13 protein-coding genes are annotated in these 13,803 nt (G+C 62.4%); 9 read left to right on the top strand and 4 right to left on the bottom strand.

What is annotated here, in order from left to right:
- Positions 1-55 precede the first annotated feature (55 nt).
- From M1D55_RS16750 to M1D55_RS16765, 4 genes are all read left to right on the top strand, one after another.
- The gene (locus M1D55_RS16750; RefSeq protein ID WP_456282661.1) at positions 56-3,310 is read left to right on the top strand and encodes a T6SS effector BTH_I2691 family protein; all 3,255 of its coding nucleotides are present in this window, start codon (positions 56-58) and stop codon (positions 3,308-3,310) included.
- Between the two features lie 3 nt (positions 3,311-3,313).
- Complete coding sequence (locus tag M1D55_RS16755) at positions 3,314-4,216, top strand: DUF6708 domain-containing protein (RefSeq protein WP_456282662.1); 903 nt, start codon at positions 3,314-3,316, stop codon at positions 4,214-4,216.
- Between the two features lie 65 nt (positions 4,217-4,281).
- The gene (locus M1D55_RS16760; RefSeq protein WP_456282663.1) at positions 4,282-5,109 is read left to right on the top strand and encodes an energy transducer TonB; all 828 of its coding nucleotides are present in this window, start codon (positions 4,282-4,284) and stop codon (positions 5,107-5,109) included.
- A gap of 20 nt (positions 5,110-5,129) precedes the next feature.
- Positions 5,130-6,251: a DUF6708 domain-containing protein gene (locus M1D55_RS16765; protein ID WP_456282664.1), complete on the top strand. Its 1,122-nt coding sequence runs from the start codon at positions 5,130-5,132 to the stop codon at positions 6,249-6,251.
- 7 nt (positions 6,252-6,258) lie between these two features.
- Here M1D55_RS16765 and M1D55_RS16770 read toward each other — a convergent pair whose 3' ends face one another.
- The gene (locus M1D55_RS16770; protein WP_053821903.1) at positions 6,259-7,173 is read right to left on the bottom strand and encodes a LysR family transcriptional regulator; all 915 of its coding nucleotides are present in this window, start codon (positions 7,171-7,173) and stop codon (positions 6,259-6,261) included.
- A gap of 149 nt (positions 7,174-7,322) precedes the next feature.
- Between M1D55_RS16770 and M1D55_RS16775 the strand changes: the two genes are divergently transcribed.
- From M1D55_RS16775 to M1D55_RS16785, 3 genes are all read left to right on the top strand, one after another.
- A complete protein-coding gene (locus tag M1D55_RS16775; protein WP_456282665.1) occupies positions 7,323-8,777 on the top strand; it encodes a nucleobase:cation symporter-2 family protein in 1,455 nt (484 codons plus the stop codon).
- An 84-nt stretch (positions 8,778-8,861) separates the two neighbouring features.
- Positions 8,862-9,380, top strand: a complete 519-nt coding sequence (locus M1D55_RS16780) for a nucleoside deaminase (RefSeq protein ID WP_043437575.1) — start codon at positions 8,862-8,864, stop codon at positions 9,378-9,380.
- A 60-nt stretch (positions 9,381-9,440) separates the two neighbouring features.
- Positions 9,441-9,815, top strand: a complete 375-nt coding sequence (locus M1D55_RS16785; RefSeq protein ID WP_232205691.1) for a Clp protease/crotonase-like domain-containing protein — start codon at positions 9,441-9,443, stop codon at positions 9,813-9,815.
- Between the two features lie 37 nt (positions 9,816-9,852).
- Here M1D55_RS16785 and M1D55_RS16790 read toward each other — a convergent pair whose 3' ends face one another.
- Positions 9,853-10,872 carry a DMT family transporter gene (locus tag M1D55_RS16790; protein WP_456282666.1) on the bottom strand — a complete coding sequence of 340 codons (1,020 nt, stop codon included), beginning with the start codon at positions 10,870-10,872 and terminating at the stop codon, positions 9,853-9,855.
- 674 nt (positions 10,873-11,546) lie between these two features.
- Here M1D55_RS16790 and M1D55_RS16795 point away from each other — a divergent pair.
- Both M1D55_RS16795 and M1D55_RS16800 read left to right on the top strand, forming a co-directional pair.
- Complete coding sequence (locus tag M1D55_RS16795) at positions 11,547-11,747, top strand: SlyX family protein (protein ID WP_006576148.1); 201 nt, start codon at positions 11,547-11,549, stop codon at positions 11,745-11,747.
- A gap of 82 nt (positions 11,748-11,829) precedes the next feature.
- Positions 11,830-12,444, top strand: a complete 615-nt coding sequence (locus tag M1D55_RS16800) for a DUF1439 domain-containing protein (protein ID WP_260732160.1) — start codon at positions 11,830-11,832, stop codon at positions 12,442-12,444.
- 139 nt (positions 12,445-12,583) lie between these two features.
- On the opposite strand, the gene M1D55_RS16805 is transcribed toward M1D55_RS16800, so the two are convergent.
- Together M1D55_RS16805 and M1D55_RS16810 are read right to left on the bottom strand one after the other, a co-directional pair.
- The gene (locus M1D55_RS16805; RefSeq protein ID WP_053821898.1) at positions 12,584-13,378 is read right to left on the bottom strand and encodes a peptidylprolyl isomerase; all 795 of its coding nucleotides are present in this window, start codon (positions 13,376-13,378) and stop codon (positions 12,584-12,586) included.
- Positions 13,379-13,465: 87 nt separating this feature from the next.
- Complete coding sequence (locus M1D55_RS16810; RefSeq protein WP_023263649.1) at positions 13,466-13,801, bottom strand: BolA family protein; 336 nt, start codon at positions 13,799-13,801, stop codon at positions 13,466-13,468.
- Between the last annotated feature and the right edge of the window lie 2 nt (positions 13,802-13,803).

Raw genomic sequence — 13,803 nt, forward strand, 5'->3', positions numbered from 1 at the left:
GCTCAATTCGACGCAACACAACCATCGGATCCAAGACATGGCAGAAGGACAAGTAATGACCTACGGCTCGCGTGCCAATGCGGCAGCGGCGACGGCCACGGCTTGTGGCGGGCAGGGGTGCCCGTCCTGTGTGAAGACGGGGCTGCCTGTGTTGCTGGTGCGACCGGGGTTGGCAGACGCGGCCTATGCCAACGCACGCAGGAAATACGTCGAGCCTCTTTTAAAGGGCGTGGCGGATCAGAAACTCACCGCGTCCGGTTATGTCATGCGAACGCTGCGCAAGGGCTACCTTCATGCGTACTACGAGCATCCTCATACGCCGGAACTGAAGCAGCAAGGTGGCTGGCAACTGTTCCATGTCGACGAGGGCGGATATCTGACGCCGGTCGCCCTGGGGGCAGCCGGCGAGGATCCGAAGGCGTTTTACTGCAAGCGGACCGAGGCGTACGCCATCGCCATGCTGTTCGTCATTCCAGACGCCGCCAATACACAGCGCGTGTGGGTCGGCTTCAGCGACCATCCGTGGAGCGAGCCCGTACGCAAGCGCTATGCCGCGAATGAAAGCCTGCGTAGCAAGCGCATGGCATGCATTGACGCAAAGGCGGGAAGGGCTGAACGTTCGCTGCCCATGTCGGTGCTCAACATCGAGGAATGCGTCGCCGACTATAAGCCCAAGCTTGCGCAGACACACCCCGAGGCATTGCGCGGGAATCCGTTTCAGGGGCATCAGCTGACGGAGAATGAGCCACAAGCCAAGGACTCCAAACAGGGAAAGAAGGACCAGCCGCACATACTCGACGACGAGCCCCCAAAGAAACGACGGGAATGGGCGTCGCACTTGATGGCTGAAGCGCGCAAGCTTGTGGCGGCCGACCCGTCCAAGAAGTTTACTGACGCCAATCTGATGATTGTTAGCGTGCCAGATCCTGTCGGCGTGACGACTGAGGCGGCGCAACGGAGGCTGACGCTTTGCAATGATGCTGCCCGATGGCTCCAGAAAAAGGGCCCAGAGCTCTTGCCATCGGCTCTCCAGATTGAGGGCATGCTGAAGATCATCGAACAGAACGGCGCCGACAGAAGGCGCACCAACGCGAGCTTCGCGCATCTGCAGGGCAAGGCCGTGACGCGAAAGCAGTTCGATGCGATGGTGGCTAATAAGCAATTGCCCCCTGATGCGCGGTTCCAGCCGGGACTAGTGAAAAGGTCGCCCAACCCAAATCATTGGTATCCCGACAATTTGAATGGAACAATTGATATCCCCAATGCGAGGGAAATCAATTACCAGACCAATGAGTTGGTCGGAGATGTCTTGGATAATTTGCAGGGAGGACGTAAGGCCCCCAAGCATCGCGAGTTTATCCAGCAGTACCACCTAATGGTCAAAGAGGACCAAAGGAAGCGCGAGCGAGTTGAGCAGGACTACATAGCTTGGTTGCAGAGCGACGCACGCAAGGTCGTAACGAAGAACGACTTCGATACCGCAAACCGGGCAGACGGCCTTGCGTATGCGAAATGTGTCTGCAAATTGACGCTTGGCGGCCCCATGACGGCAAGAGGTCAGGAAGTCTTCAAAGATTTTTTGCTGTTGAAACCCACCATGGATGAGGCGCTGCTGTGGCGCGCCCTTCTTGGCAATCAGATGACCTTCGCAAAATGGGCCGAAGACCCTAATCAATGGTCAAAAGGTTTTGACTCCATTAAGACTCTCGCGGACCTAGAGCCCGGCGAAAAATTCAAGGCCGTAGTGCGGGAGGTCGCTCAGGATTTGATCCCGATCGTCAGCGCAGTGTCCGCTGGATTAGAAAAGGCGGGCAATTTGCCAGAGCAACTGCGGTACAAGTTAAAGCTCGCGACAATGGCGCTGATGGTCAAGGGCGAGTCCTCGCCAGTCACCCTCATGCGCGTTAGCGTTACATTGAGCGAGGCTGCTGCTCTATGGCATACCATGATGGGCGAAGTACGGCAGGCGGTGACTGCGACCACTAAATCGGCCGAGCGCAAAGTCGAGAGCCTTGTTTTGCAAGGTGCGACGGCGTTGGAGATGAATGGCGCGCCAATGGCTGCGATGGGAATGGTTGACGTGTATCTCCTTGCGAAAGGTGCGCCGGAAACCATCTTTGTCCACGCGAAGGGCGTAGGCTCGGCTGCGGCAAAGTACGTTGTACGGCCGGCAGAGATCTACGGCGGAAAGCTTGCCGATATGGCACTGTCGCTTGATTTTTCAGGCGTTAAAGAGAAGGCACGAAACACGGTCGCGACCATGACACATGGCTCCGCCGTTCTGTCGTTGGGGTCTGCAGCATTACAGTTGTTCGTCATAGCGAAGGCGTGGAAGGATTACTCGAAAGGAAGCAACGACGAACGGAATGACGCTGCCCTAGGACTCTTGTCTGCTGGCTTGGGTTTCGTTGGTGCTGGATTGGAAATACGGGTTGTTTACCTCAACCGAATCGGCCTGGCTACTCAAGGCCTAAAGTTTGTAGCCGGCTCTTTAACTGCACTAGCGACCGCCATAGACCTTGTTCAGGCTGTCATCAATGCCAGACGAGCATACGATGATGGAGATGAAGCGGCGTTGACCGGCTATGTTATTCAAACGTTTATATATTTTGGCGCAACGGCGGCGGCGGTAGGCGTTATAACTGGATCATCGGCAACATTGTTAGGACTTACCGCCACAGGCTGGGGTTTATTGCTCATTGCATTAGGCGTGATGGTGGCCTTTGTTGTCATGATATTTAAGGACAAGCCACCGGAGAAATGGGCGGCGAAGACGCTGTGGGGCTCGGCTTCGCAAAAATGGGGCAGCATTCAGCGAGAATCTGTGGAAGCAAACAAGGTGTTGCTGGCCATGGAGGCGGACTATTCATTTGGCATGAGTCTACTGGATAATTTGGCCTCGTCGTCAGCTTCAAGCCATATGGGATTCATGAGCCCTATTCCGATGGGCGCAGGGATGCCGACGTATACGAAGGAGGCACGGCTACGCATCAAGTTACCCGAGCCGCTTAGTAAGAAGCTGCCTTGGGAAATGCGAATTTATGCAAAAGGTAACCGCGGCGAGTCGATGATCGCGGGCTTTCGCCATTATGGGAACGGTGAGATCGCTCCCCTCGTTAGTGGTCAGCATGGTTCGCAACATGGAAATCACAGGAAATGGGAAGAAGACGGCTATGCTGAGCATGTGGTGTCTGCGAAGGTCGACGGTTTCCAATACAAGGATGCCTACGCAAAGGTGACGGTGTTCGCACCAATTGCGAGCGCGTCCGGCGATGAAGTGGTGATAGTCGAAGAATATTTGCGAGATTAATCAATGCTTTTGGATGATGCTGCCAGGAAGGTCGTTTTAGAAAAATGGGGAAAGCCGGAGGGGTACTTTGAAATACCAGATTCATTAATCAACCGCTTCGGGTGCCTACGCACTTATCCGGTGCGCGCTGCAAAAGCGGCCGCGAATGAGCCGGTCTACCTCGATGCAAACTCACATGGCTCTATTGTCGGTGCCTATCCGGATGCCTTGTTGGTCGGTTCGCCATTCGGGAGGGCGGCGACGACCTATTGGGTGTGGTTTGCAATTGCTTTGTGTGGTTTTTCATTCCTGTTGTTCCTGTGGATGCTTACGTTCGTAATGTCACGAGCGGTCTCCTATCCATCAGTGTTGGCGGTGATAAATTGCACTATTGTGATCACGGCATTGATTATTATTGTTTTGACCGGAATTTGGTGTCGAAATCTGCTTTTGCAGTCGCCCCCGGACTGGCCGATCATGTTTAACAGAAAGACGAAAGAGGTGGCGTATTTTCCGGTAAGGCTTCCGCGTTTCTTCAAGTTCTGGTGTCCCACTAAACCTGTAGTCTCCGTGCGCTCTTGGAATGATGCTCATTTTAGGATCTACAAGACGACACAGTTTACCGGTGTAGGGTTTAAGCAGGTGTTTGAACTGGCCCTATTGTGGGGCGATGAGAATAATCCCTCCATGCTGAAGGAGCTGGTTTTTGTGGGGGATAATTTTACGTGGGGAGATGAGCCCTGCCTTCAGATATGGGAACATATCAGACGTTACATGGAGGGGACAGGGAACATTATTAATGAGGGTGAATCACTCCGCAAACCACGGAACGCGAATTCTCCGCTGCGTTTTCCGCCGCATATTGAGCAAGCGGCCGGAGGAGCACAGATGACTCCTGGCCAGATCGCGGCTAAGGGAATTGAATGAAATCGAGGAGCGGTAGTAGCGATGATGGCAGGAGTGGCTCGATTTTCAGTGATCCGGATTTGCGCATGCCAAGGACGGCATTGACAGCTGTTCTGTTGACGCTTGCTGCCCAAATTGCCGCTGCTGATGTTAAGGACGATGCCTTTGGAGTCGCCGTGAAGCGCGTCTCCGAAGCCGTCGCCACCGGCGAAGTCATCGCCGCCGCAAAAGGCACGCTGAAGCAGCAAGGCGACAAGGTGCCGCCGGCGCGCGCGGCCTGCCTGTCTGCCCTGGAGCCGCGCACCGTCGCCAACCGGATCGGCTATCCGCTCGCCGAGGATTTCTCCAGGGACGAGTTCCTTGCTCTGACGCGCTTCCTCGATACCCCGGAAGGCAAGCGCATCCAGCAGGCGCGAGCCGAACGGCTGGCGTCGGGCAATCTCGTTTTCCGGCTGACGCCCGAGGAATCTGCCGTGGTAGGCAAGGCTCTGCCCGCTCCGCTGGCAGCCAAGTGGTCTGCCGGCGCGGCCACGCAGCCGAACACGTTGCAGGCGATGCGCAAGGTGTTCGAGGAACAGCAGGCGATCTGCCGCAATGAAGAAACCTCACCGCGTCCCACGGCGCCCGCGCCGGTCAACTATCGGGAAGGGCTGCCGCCCAACGTCGGCTGCTCGCAGCCGCGCCTGAGCCTGGTCAGCGAGCTGCCCGACAAGCCTGTATCGGTGACGGTGCGCGTGTGGATCGGTGAGGATGGTTCGGTTGCCCGCACCGCGCTGGAAAAGCCGTCCGGATTCCAGCCGGTCGACAACGCGGCGCGCCGGGCAATGAACGGCATGCGTTGTTCAACTCGGGGTAACGGTGCCCTGGTGCCGTTCACGACGACACAGTCGTTTGTGGTACGGGCAGGCGGCTAGTCACGGGAGTCGCTGCGACAATGTTCCCTCGTGAGTACGACTACTGGCGCAGCCGAGGCTCCATCGCTCGAAGCCGGGAACGCCTCGGTCTCAATGATCAGCGATTGTGGAGCGTCAAGGAGAGCCTGGATCAGGAGGGAGTGATTCTGCCAAATCACTCCGTGTACGCCCAGAACGATGCCTACCTGGAGATGACCAATCCAGGTTGGGAATATCAATGGAAGTACGCGATGGCGGCAGCAACGGTATTGATATTCTGCCCGCCAGCCATCTGGGCCTGGTACAGCGTGGCCGTTCACCCCCTCTTGTTCGGAACCATTGTTCCATTCTTTTCTTCGCTTCCTTACGAGCCCGATATGGCGCCGCTGTTTTGGGGAGGGTGGTTGTTGTTCTTCCCAATGGCAATCGGCGCGGCGACTCTCTTGATCATATTCTTTGACCATATGGCGGGCCGCACTGCGTTCTTTACGTACGCGCGCGGCCGGATCCGCTTCAATCGCAAGACGCGACAGGTCTATGTGCTGCGTCCCCGCTGCTGCGGTGGGAACAAGGTGTATGACTGGGACCGGCTATTGGCTGTGCTGGCTCCGGAGGGTAGGGCACCTAAGGATCGACAGATTCTGAAAGCGCTGGCGCTATATCACCCACCTGCCAATCCTGCCGACATGTCCGGTGAGGACGAGGACGTGATCTTCGTCGGGCCCACCATGCCTTCATACGAGTACACCGCAGGTCTGTGGGAATACATCCGCCTCTACATGGAAGAGGGGCCCACGGTTGAATACATCCCCAAGAACGCTCCAGAAGGGTATCGCGCCATTCCGAGGCACCTTCCCCCCGTCTATACGACTTTCTGCGGAATGCCAAGCGCTGAACAATACAAGCTTGAAATGCGCCCGGGCGTCATGGAGACCTTCTATCAGAAGCTGAGCCAGGCAACATGCCGCTGGCCGCGATTTCCGGCGGAGTGGCGAAGCGACTCCGGGATTGGCGAGCCGGAGGATCGGCCGGTGCAGACTGGGGCCGTGATGACGGCGATGGTCTATCGCGCCAAAGGCGAACTGTCGAAGGCTGACGAACTGGTTTTCTTGCGCCATTGGGGTACGGAAGAAGCGCTGGCCCGTGCGATTGCATCGCCCTGATATAGCGCTACAACGTCGTCCTCTTCCCCTCCCGATCCACTTCATACACCTTGTGCTCGCCAAGCCGGCGCTTCAACCACAACCCGGCCTTGCCGAGCACATGCGCCTTCGCCCAGATCAGATCCACACCAACCAGCCAGTCGGTGTACGGATAAGCGGTCAGCGGCAATTCGACCAGTTCCCCTGAGGCCAGCTCGGACAGGATCAGTTGCCGCGGCAGCGTGGTCCATCCTAGGCCCGTGCGCGCCAGTTCCAGCAGCGCCGCGTAGCTCTCCGCCTGCCAGCAGCGCGTCGCATCGAGGTATTCGCTGCTGGGCAGCTTGTGGTTGTGGCCGCTGAACACCAGCCGCCGGTGCGCACGCAGGTCGGCGAAATCGACGCGCTTCAGCTTCGACAGCGGATGGTCGCGGTGGGCGACATGCGACAGGATCAGCTTGCCCATCTGGGCAAAGCCGAGATCGCGCGGGTAGGCCGGCTGCGAGAACGCGATGCCCAGGTCCGCTTCGCCGCGCGCGAGCAGTTCGGCCACATCGCCATGCAGCGGATGCCGGATCTGCAGGTCGACATGCGGAAAGCGCTCGGCGAAGTCGCGTAGCGGCGGCATCAGGGTGGAGTAAGGGACCTCGATCGCCAGCGTCAGCGCCGGCTCGACGCGTTCGCCGAGCTCGTTGGCATGCGCTTCCAACTGCAGGCAGCGCTCCAGCACCAGTTCGGCCTCGTTGCGCAGCTTTTCTCCGGCCGGCGTCAGCGTCGACGCCTTGCCGCCGCGTTCGAACAGCACCAGGCCGAGGTCGGCCTCCAGATTGGCGATGGCGGTGCTGACCGCGGACTGCGTCTTGCGCAACTGCCGGGCCGCGGCCGAGAACGAGCCGGTGCTGGCCACCAGGGTGAACATTTCCAGCTGATCGAGCGAATAGCGCATCGCTGCCTGACTCCTGCCCGTCAAAAAACTGCCTATCAAAAAAATCGATGGCTGCCGATTTGGCCCGCCGCGCAAACCCGCCGGATTATGGCGCACCGATCCGGCCGGCGCAAAAGCGCGGGACCACAGACCAGACGGAGGAGACCACGATGCATTCGCAGCAGCAGGCGGGACCAGAACCGATGCCGCAGGAGCCGGCCGCTCATTCGGCCGGTGACTCGGCCTATCAATCGGCCTGTCAATCGGCCAACCACCCGGACGTCCGCCCGGCCGTCCACCCCGTCGACCAACGATTGCCGGTGCGGCAGCTGGCCAGCTTCGGCCTGCAGCACGTGCTGGTGATGTACGCGGGCGCCGTCGCGGTGCCGCTGATTCTTGGCAGCGCGCTGGGCTTGACCCAGCAGCAGATGGTCACGCTGATCAATGCCAATCTGTTGACCTCGGGCATCGCGACGCTGATCCAGACACTGGGGTTCTGGCGCTTTGGCGCGCGCCTGCCTCTGATCCAGGGTTGTTCGTTTATCGCGATCGCGCCGATGATCCTGATCGGCCAGCAATACGGGCTCAGCCATGTGTTCGGTGCCGTCATTGCCGCCGGTGCACTGACCATCGCGATCGCGCCGCTGTTCAGCCGGCTGCTGCGCTGGTTTCCGCCGGTGGTGATCGGCAGTCTGATCGTGATCATCGGCGTCACGCTGATGCCCGCAGCGGCGATCTGGCTGGGCGGCGGCAATCCCGCGGCACCGGACTTTGGCGCGACGCCGAACCTGCTGCTCGGCCTGGCGACGATCGCCATCACGCTGTTCGTCTATGCGCGCTTCTCCGGCTTTATCGGCAATCTATCGGTGCTGATCGGCCTGCTGGCGGGCACCGCGATCGCGATGGCCTGCGGCATGACCAGCTTCGACGCGGTCGGGCGTGCCGCCTGGTTCGAGATCAGCCCGCCGTTCGCGTTCGGCGCGCCGTCGTTCGCCCCGATGCCGACGCTGGTGATGCTGCTGGCGATGCTGGTGATCATGGCCGAGACCACCGGCAATGTGCTGGCGATCGGCACCATCGTCGGCCGGCCGTCGACGCAGCGCACGCTGGGCGACGCGTTCCGCGCCGATGGGTTGTCGACGATGCTGGGCGGCGTCTTCAACAGCTTTCCCTATAACGCGTTCACGCAGAACACCGGGCTGATCGCGCTTTCGAACGTCAAGAGCCGCTATGTCGTCGCCTCGGCGGGCGCGATCATGGTGCTGATGGGCCTGTTCCCGAAGCTTGGCGCGCTGATTGCATCGGTACCGCGGCCGGTGCTGGGCGGCTGCGCGATCGTGATGTTCGGCATGACGACGGTCGCCGGTATCCAGGAGCTGTCGCGCGTGAAGTTCGACGGCACGCGCAACGCGATCATCGTCGCGGTGTCGGTCAGCGTGGGCGTATTGCCGATGTCGCTGCCGGCGCTGTTCGAGCGCGTCGAAGGGCCGCTGAAGCTGGTGCTCGACAGCGGCATTTTCCTCGGCGCGATCACGGCCGTGCTGCTGAACCTGTTGCTCAATCGTGGGACATCGCAGGCCGCGGTGACCGACAGCGAGCATGCCGTCGCCCCGGGCCAGTCCTGATCCCACGCGGCCATGCCGGCCGCAATCTATTTGAATCGAATCGAATCGCGCCATCACGCGCATCTTTGCCAGGAGAATCGTCCGATGCCAGCCATCGACACCCAGACCCGTACCACCACCTCCACGCTGTCCGAACTGGACCTGCGGCTGCTGCGCGAGTCAATCGCGCTGGCCGAGCAATCGAAGCAGAACGGCCGCCATCCCTTCGCGGCGATCGTGGCGGACGAGCACGGCAATATCGTCGCCTCGGCCGGCAACAACTCGATGCCGCCGCAGGGTGATCCGACGCAGCATGCGGAGCTGGCCGCAGCGGCGCTGGCCGCCAAGCGCCTGAGTCCGGAACAGTTGGCACGCTGCACGCTGTACACCAGCGCCGAACCCTGCTGCATGTGCGCCGGCGCGATCTACTGGTGCAATATCGGTCGCGTGGTCTATGCGCTGTCGGAGCACACCTTGCTGGGGCTGACCGGCGACCATCCGGAGAATCCGACTTTCTCGCTGCCTTGCCGCGAGGTCTTCGCGCGAGGACAGCGCCAGATCGAGGTGCACGGTCCGATGCTGGAAGACGAGGCGGCCCAGTCCCATACTGGGTTCTGGAAGTAAGGCGGGGCAGGGGCCTCGCGCTTGCGACGCGTTTCGTCGCCGATGTCAGCGGGAGGCACCATGCCGGAACAACTGACCAAGCATCCCGACGTCACCCTGCAGGTGCTCAAGAGCGCCGGCGCACGGTGTGGCACGGGAGAAACCCCACAGATCCTGAAGGCTTGCCCGGCCGAGCGCTTCTGCCAGTTGCCGGGCGGCGAGATCTGCGTGTTCGGGCTGCCCGATGCGGCCCGCATGACGCAGATCACGAAAGCCGATTGGCAGGCGCTGACCGCGACGATGGCCGGCGTGACGCCAACCGCCGCCCCCGGGTCGCCGACGGCGCCCGCTACGGCGCCACCGACGGCCGCGTCATGGCTGTGGATCGTGGTCGCCCTGGTGGTCGGCCTGATCCTGGGCGCGGTGCTGGCCCGCCGGCGCCGGCCGCCGCCCTGAGCAGTGGCGGCCGGCGGAGCGACGTCGCACGGACTCATCAAGCGCCGGGCTTGTTGCGAAACACCAGCGCCAGCCCGAGCAGGATCGTAACCATGCCGGCCAATGCCAGCGGCGCGAGCCGGTTGCCGAGGATCAGATAGTCGAGCACCGCGGTGCCGGCGGGCACCAGGTAGAACAGGCTGGTCACGTTGACCAGATTGCCGCCCTGGATCATCCGGTACAGCAGCAGCGTTGCGCCGATCGAGATCACCAGCGCCATCCAGCCGAGCGGCAGCAGCAGCGCGGGCGTCCACGAGACGTGGATCGGCTCGAACGGCAGCAGCGCCAGGCACATCAGCAGCGCGATGCCGTATTGCAGCGGCATCACGTCGATCGGCGCCTGCCGGATGCCTTTCTGCACGATGGTGCCGGCCGTCATCGTGGCCAGCGCGGTCAGCGCATAGAGCATGCCGGCCACCGGGGTGCCGGCAATGCCGACGCCTTGGTAGACGACCATCACGAGTCCCATCAGCGCCAGCATCAGCCCGACCAGCCGCAGCGGGGAGAAGCGGCGCTCGGTCAGCAGCAGCGTCAGGATAGGCTGGGCGCCGAGCAGTGTGGCCAGCATGCCGGGCGTGACGCCGCGGTCCAGCGCCAGCAGGTAGCAGATCGAATAGCAGCCGGTCAGCAGCAGCCCGACCATTGCGACCCGCGCGCGCTGTCCGGGCTCGGGCAGCCAGCGGCGGCGCCATGCGGCGATCGCCAGCAGCACGCCGAACGCCAGCACGAAGCGCAGCGTCAGGAAGGCAAAGGCCGAGGCATAGGCCAGGCCCCATTTGGCGACGATCGCGCCGCTGCTCCACAGCAGCACGAACAGCGCGGTGGAGCCGTGGGCGGCCCAGGTATCCGGCAGCTTCACGCGCGAGCGCAGGGACGGTCGGGAGGAGGAAGGCCGGGACGAGGTCGATCGGGACGAGAATGCTGACAACAGCGCCGACAACAGCGCCGACGAGAGCGCCGACAAGGACAGCAAGGACAACGTCGATCGCGCCGCATGCGCGAATCTTTGGAAGTTCATCGGTTTCACCTGTCATTGGTGTGACGGGCTTCGGTCGACCGTGAGCGAACGCCGGCGGCGATTGCGAGCCGGCATCGGCGCGATGCGCGGCATCCAGCAGGCGGCAATGGCGTTCGCGCGCGCCGGGCGCGCACGGTCAGACGGAAGAGTGGAGGTCGGCTGGGGTCAGCCGAGGACCGCCGCGGGCGGCGGGGCGACCGCTGCGACGACGGCGCGCGGCGGCGGTGCAACACCGGCCACGACAGCGCGCGGCGGTGCTACGCCTGCCACGACGGCGGCGACGTCAGCCGGCGGCGAGCAGACAGCGGCCGGCGGCGACCAGACAGGAGAAACGCGGGGAGGCGCCGACGCGCGCGCGCCACCGGTCGGCAGGACCGGATCGGCAATCGAAGAAGCGCGGCGTACAGGCGTCATGGAACCCAAGCGGAACCGAAAGGGGTGGAAAACCGTCACACGACCGTCATGGGACGGCCGGTGCGTCGGCGGGGGCGATCTATCGGAATCAGACCGAAATCGAATGCTCTCCGCGGCACGACTCGCGCAAGCGTACACGCTCTATGATGTGCTGACAACCCCGTCCGCGGTGGCCCGGGCCGGGGCGCCGGTCCGGTACAATGCGCGCCCCGCGGGCGCATGCCCGCCCGTATGTCTGACATCTGGCATTGGAGGACCTCATGGAATCGCGAATCACCGAGCTGGAGGTCAAGCTGGCCTTCCAGGAAGACCTGCTGGAAACGCTGAACCTGACCGTCGCGAAGCAGCAGCGGCAGATCGAATTGCTGCAGGAGCAAATGCAGGCGCTGTACCAGCAATTGCCCGCCGCCACGGGCACCGCGGCCGACGGGTCGGTGCACGAAATACCGCCGCACTACTGAGCCATTGCCGCCCTGGACCGCCGATGGTGGAACGCCGGGACGCCGCCCGGGTCTGACCGAGGTGACCACTCCAGCATCGCGCATGTCTTCGATCCCTTCGCATGGCCGCCGCCGGGGCCTCCGGCGGCCCCTGGCGGCCACGGCAACCGCCGCGGCGCTTGGCCTCGGTGCCGGCCTCGCCGTGCTCTCGGGCGCCGCCATCGCCGGCTACAACATCTGGACCGGCGAATACACCTTCACCAAACAGGAACTGCAGCGCGCCGTCGAAGGCCGCTTTCCGGCGACGCTGCGCTATGCGCAAGTGCTTGACGTCCGGCTGACCCGGCCGCGGCTGACGCTCGATGCAGCGGGCAACCGCATCACCACGCAGGTCGATGCGCAGCTGACGAACAGCCTGCTGCCGGCGCCGCCGATCAACGGCACGCTGGCGCTGAACAGCGGCCTGCGCTACGACCCGGTCAAGCGCGCGGTGCTGCTCGACAACCCGACCGTCGAGCAGGTGCAGGTCGACGGCGTGCCGGGCCAATACAGCGCGCAGCTCAATGCGGTGGGCAATCTGGTGGCGCAGGAACTGCTGAAGGACTATCCGCTGCACACCTTCAAGCCCGAGGAACTGCAGGTCAACGGCAAGCAGGTCGAGCCCGGCGCGATCACCGTGACCGAGGATGGTATCGCGGTGAAGATCGACACGAAGTAGGGCGGGCCAAGGTCTCGCCGCCCCAAAGAAAAACCGGCGCCTAAAGCGCCGGTTTTTCTTTGTCGTCCCCGCGCAGGCGGGGACCCAGTGGCCTGCCAAAGACGCTGGATTCCCGCGTGCGCGGGAATGACGGGATGGCTTACTGGATCTTGGCCTTGTCCCGCAGCGACTTCATCATCGACTGGAACTGCTCGCGCTGCCAGTTCTGGTCGCTCATCAGCATCTGCTGCAGCTGGGGCTTGGCTTCCTCGAAGGTCGGGATCTTGGTCTCGCGCTCGTCCTCGAGCAGGATCACGTGCCAGCCGAACTGGGTCTTGACCGGGGTCTCGGTCATCTGGCCCTTCTTCAGGCCGGCCATCGCGGCCGAGAACTCAGGCACATAGCTGTTGCTGCTGGCCCAGTCGAGATCGCCACCGTTGGCGGCCGAGCCCGGATCCTTCGACGAGGCCTTGGCCACGTCGGCGAACTTGGCGCCGCCCTTGATCTTGGCGATGATCGCGACCGCTTCCGATTCCTTCTCGACCAGGATATGGCGGGCGCGGTATTCCTTGCCGTTGCCGAACTGGGCCTTGATCTTGTCGTATTGCTTGCGCAGCTCGGCATCGCTGGTGCCGTGGGTGCGCACATAGTCTTCGAACACCGCGCCGGCCAGCACGTTCAGGCGCGCCTGTTCCAGCTGCTCCTGCACGTCCGGGTTCTGCGTGACGCCGCGCTTGGTGGCTTCCTGCACCAGCAGTTCGCGGTCGATCAGCATATTGCGCGCGCGATCCCGCAGCTCCGGGGAATCCGGCTGGCCGGTGCCGGCGATCAGCTTGTCGAGCTTGGCCGACGGAATGCCCTTGCCATTGACGACGGCGGCATTCTGGGCGAGTGCGGGCAAGCTGCCAGCGGCAAGCACAGCCGCCAGGCTGAACGAGAGGACAGTGGTCTTCATGGAATCAGTGTTGGGAAGTCTGGGGAAGGCTGGACGATTATGCAGATACTTGCGCAGAGGCTTGTGCAGACACCGCGCGGATGATGGTCACTGCGCGGAATACTCTTGCTCGGTGAATGCGGACACTGCCAGGGCATGGATCCGCATGGGGAAGAGACTGCGCAGCGCATCATACACCATGCGATGCCGGGCAACCCGGCTCGCGCCGGCGAAGCGCTCGCTGACGATGGTGACATGATAGTGCCCGCCGCCGGAGGCCGCGCCCGGATGGCCCGCGTGCAGCGCGCTGTCGTCGCGCACCGTCAGTTGCGACGGGGCCAGTTCGGCGCGCAGCAGCGCATCGATCTGCGCGGCGGTATCGCCGGCGGGGCTTTCGGGGCTTCCGGAGTTTTCGGGAGGCAACGAAGAAGAGACGTGGTTCATGG

The sequence above is a fragment of the Cupriavidus sp. JZ107 genome (assembly GCF_053903255.1).

Excerpts from the sequence above, each read along its gene's own strand:
- M1D55_RS16795 (WP_006576148.1), top strand. The coding sequence starts at position 11,547 with ATGGAATCGCGAATCACCGAGCTGGAGGTCAAGCTGGCCTTCCAGGAA.
- M1D55_RS16770 (WP_053821903.1), bottom strand. The coding sequence starts at position 7,173 with ATGCGCTATTCGCTCGATCAGCTGGAAATGTTCACCCTGGTGGCCAGC.
- M1D55_RS16790 (WP_456282666.1), bottom strand. The coding sequence starts at position 10,872 with ATGAACTTCCAAAGATTCGCGCATGCGGCGCGATCGACGTTGTCCTTG.
- M1D55_RS16760 (WP_456282663.1), top strand. The coding sequence starts at position 4,282 with ATGCCAAGGACGGCATTGACAGCTGTTCTGTTGACGCTTGCTGCCCAA.
- M1D55_RS16775 (WP_456282665.1), top strand. The coding sequence starts at position 7,323 with ATGCATTCGCAGCAGCAGGCGGGACCAGAACCGATGCCGCAGGAGCCG.
- M1D55_RS16805 (WP_053821898.1), bottom strand. The coding sequence starts at position 13,378 with ATGAAGACCACTGTCCTCTCGTTCAGCCTGGCGGCTGTGCTTGCCGCT.
- M1D55_RS16785 (WP_232205691.1), top strand. The coding sequence starts at position 9,441 with ATGCCGGAACAACTGACCAAGCATCCCGACGTCACCCTGCAGGTGCTC.
- M1D55_RS16800 (WP_260732160.1), top strand. The coding sequence starts at position 11,830 with ATGTCTTCGATCCCTTCGCATGGCCGCCGCCGGGGCCTCCGGCGGCCC.
- M1D55_RS16780 (WP_043437575.1), top strand. The coding sequence starts at position 8,862 with ATGCCAGCCATCGACACCCAGACCCGTACCACCACCTCCACGCTGTCC.
- M1D55_RS16750 (WP_456282661.1), top strand. The coding sequence starts at position 56 with ATGACCTACGGCTCGCGTGCCAATGCGGCAGCGGCGACGGCCACGGCT.
- M1D55_RS16810 (WP_023263649.1), bottom strand. The coding sequence starts at position 13,801 with ATGAACCACGTCTCTTCTTCGTTGCCTCCCGAAAACTCCGGAAGCCCC.
- M1D55_RS16755 (WP_456282662.1), top strand. The coding sequence starts at position 3,314 with ATGCTTTTGGATGATGCTGCCAGGAAGGTCGTTTTAGAAAAATGGGGA.
- M1D55_RS16765 (WP_456282664.1), top strand. The coding sequence starts at position 5,130 with ATGTTCCCTCGTGAGTACGACTACTGGCGCAGCCGAGGCTCCATCGCT.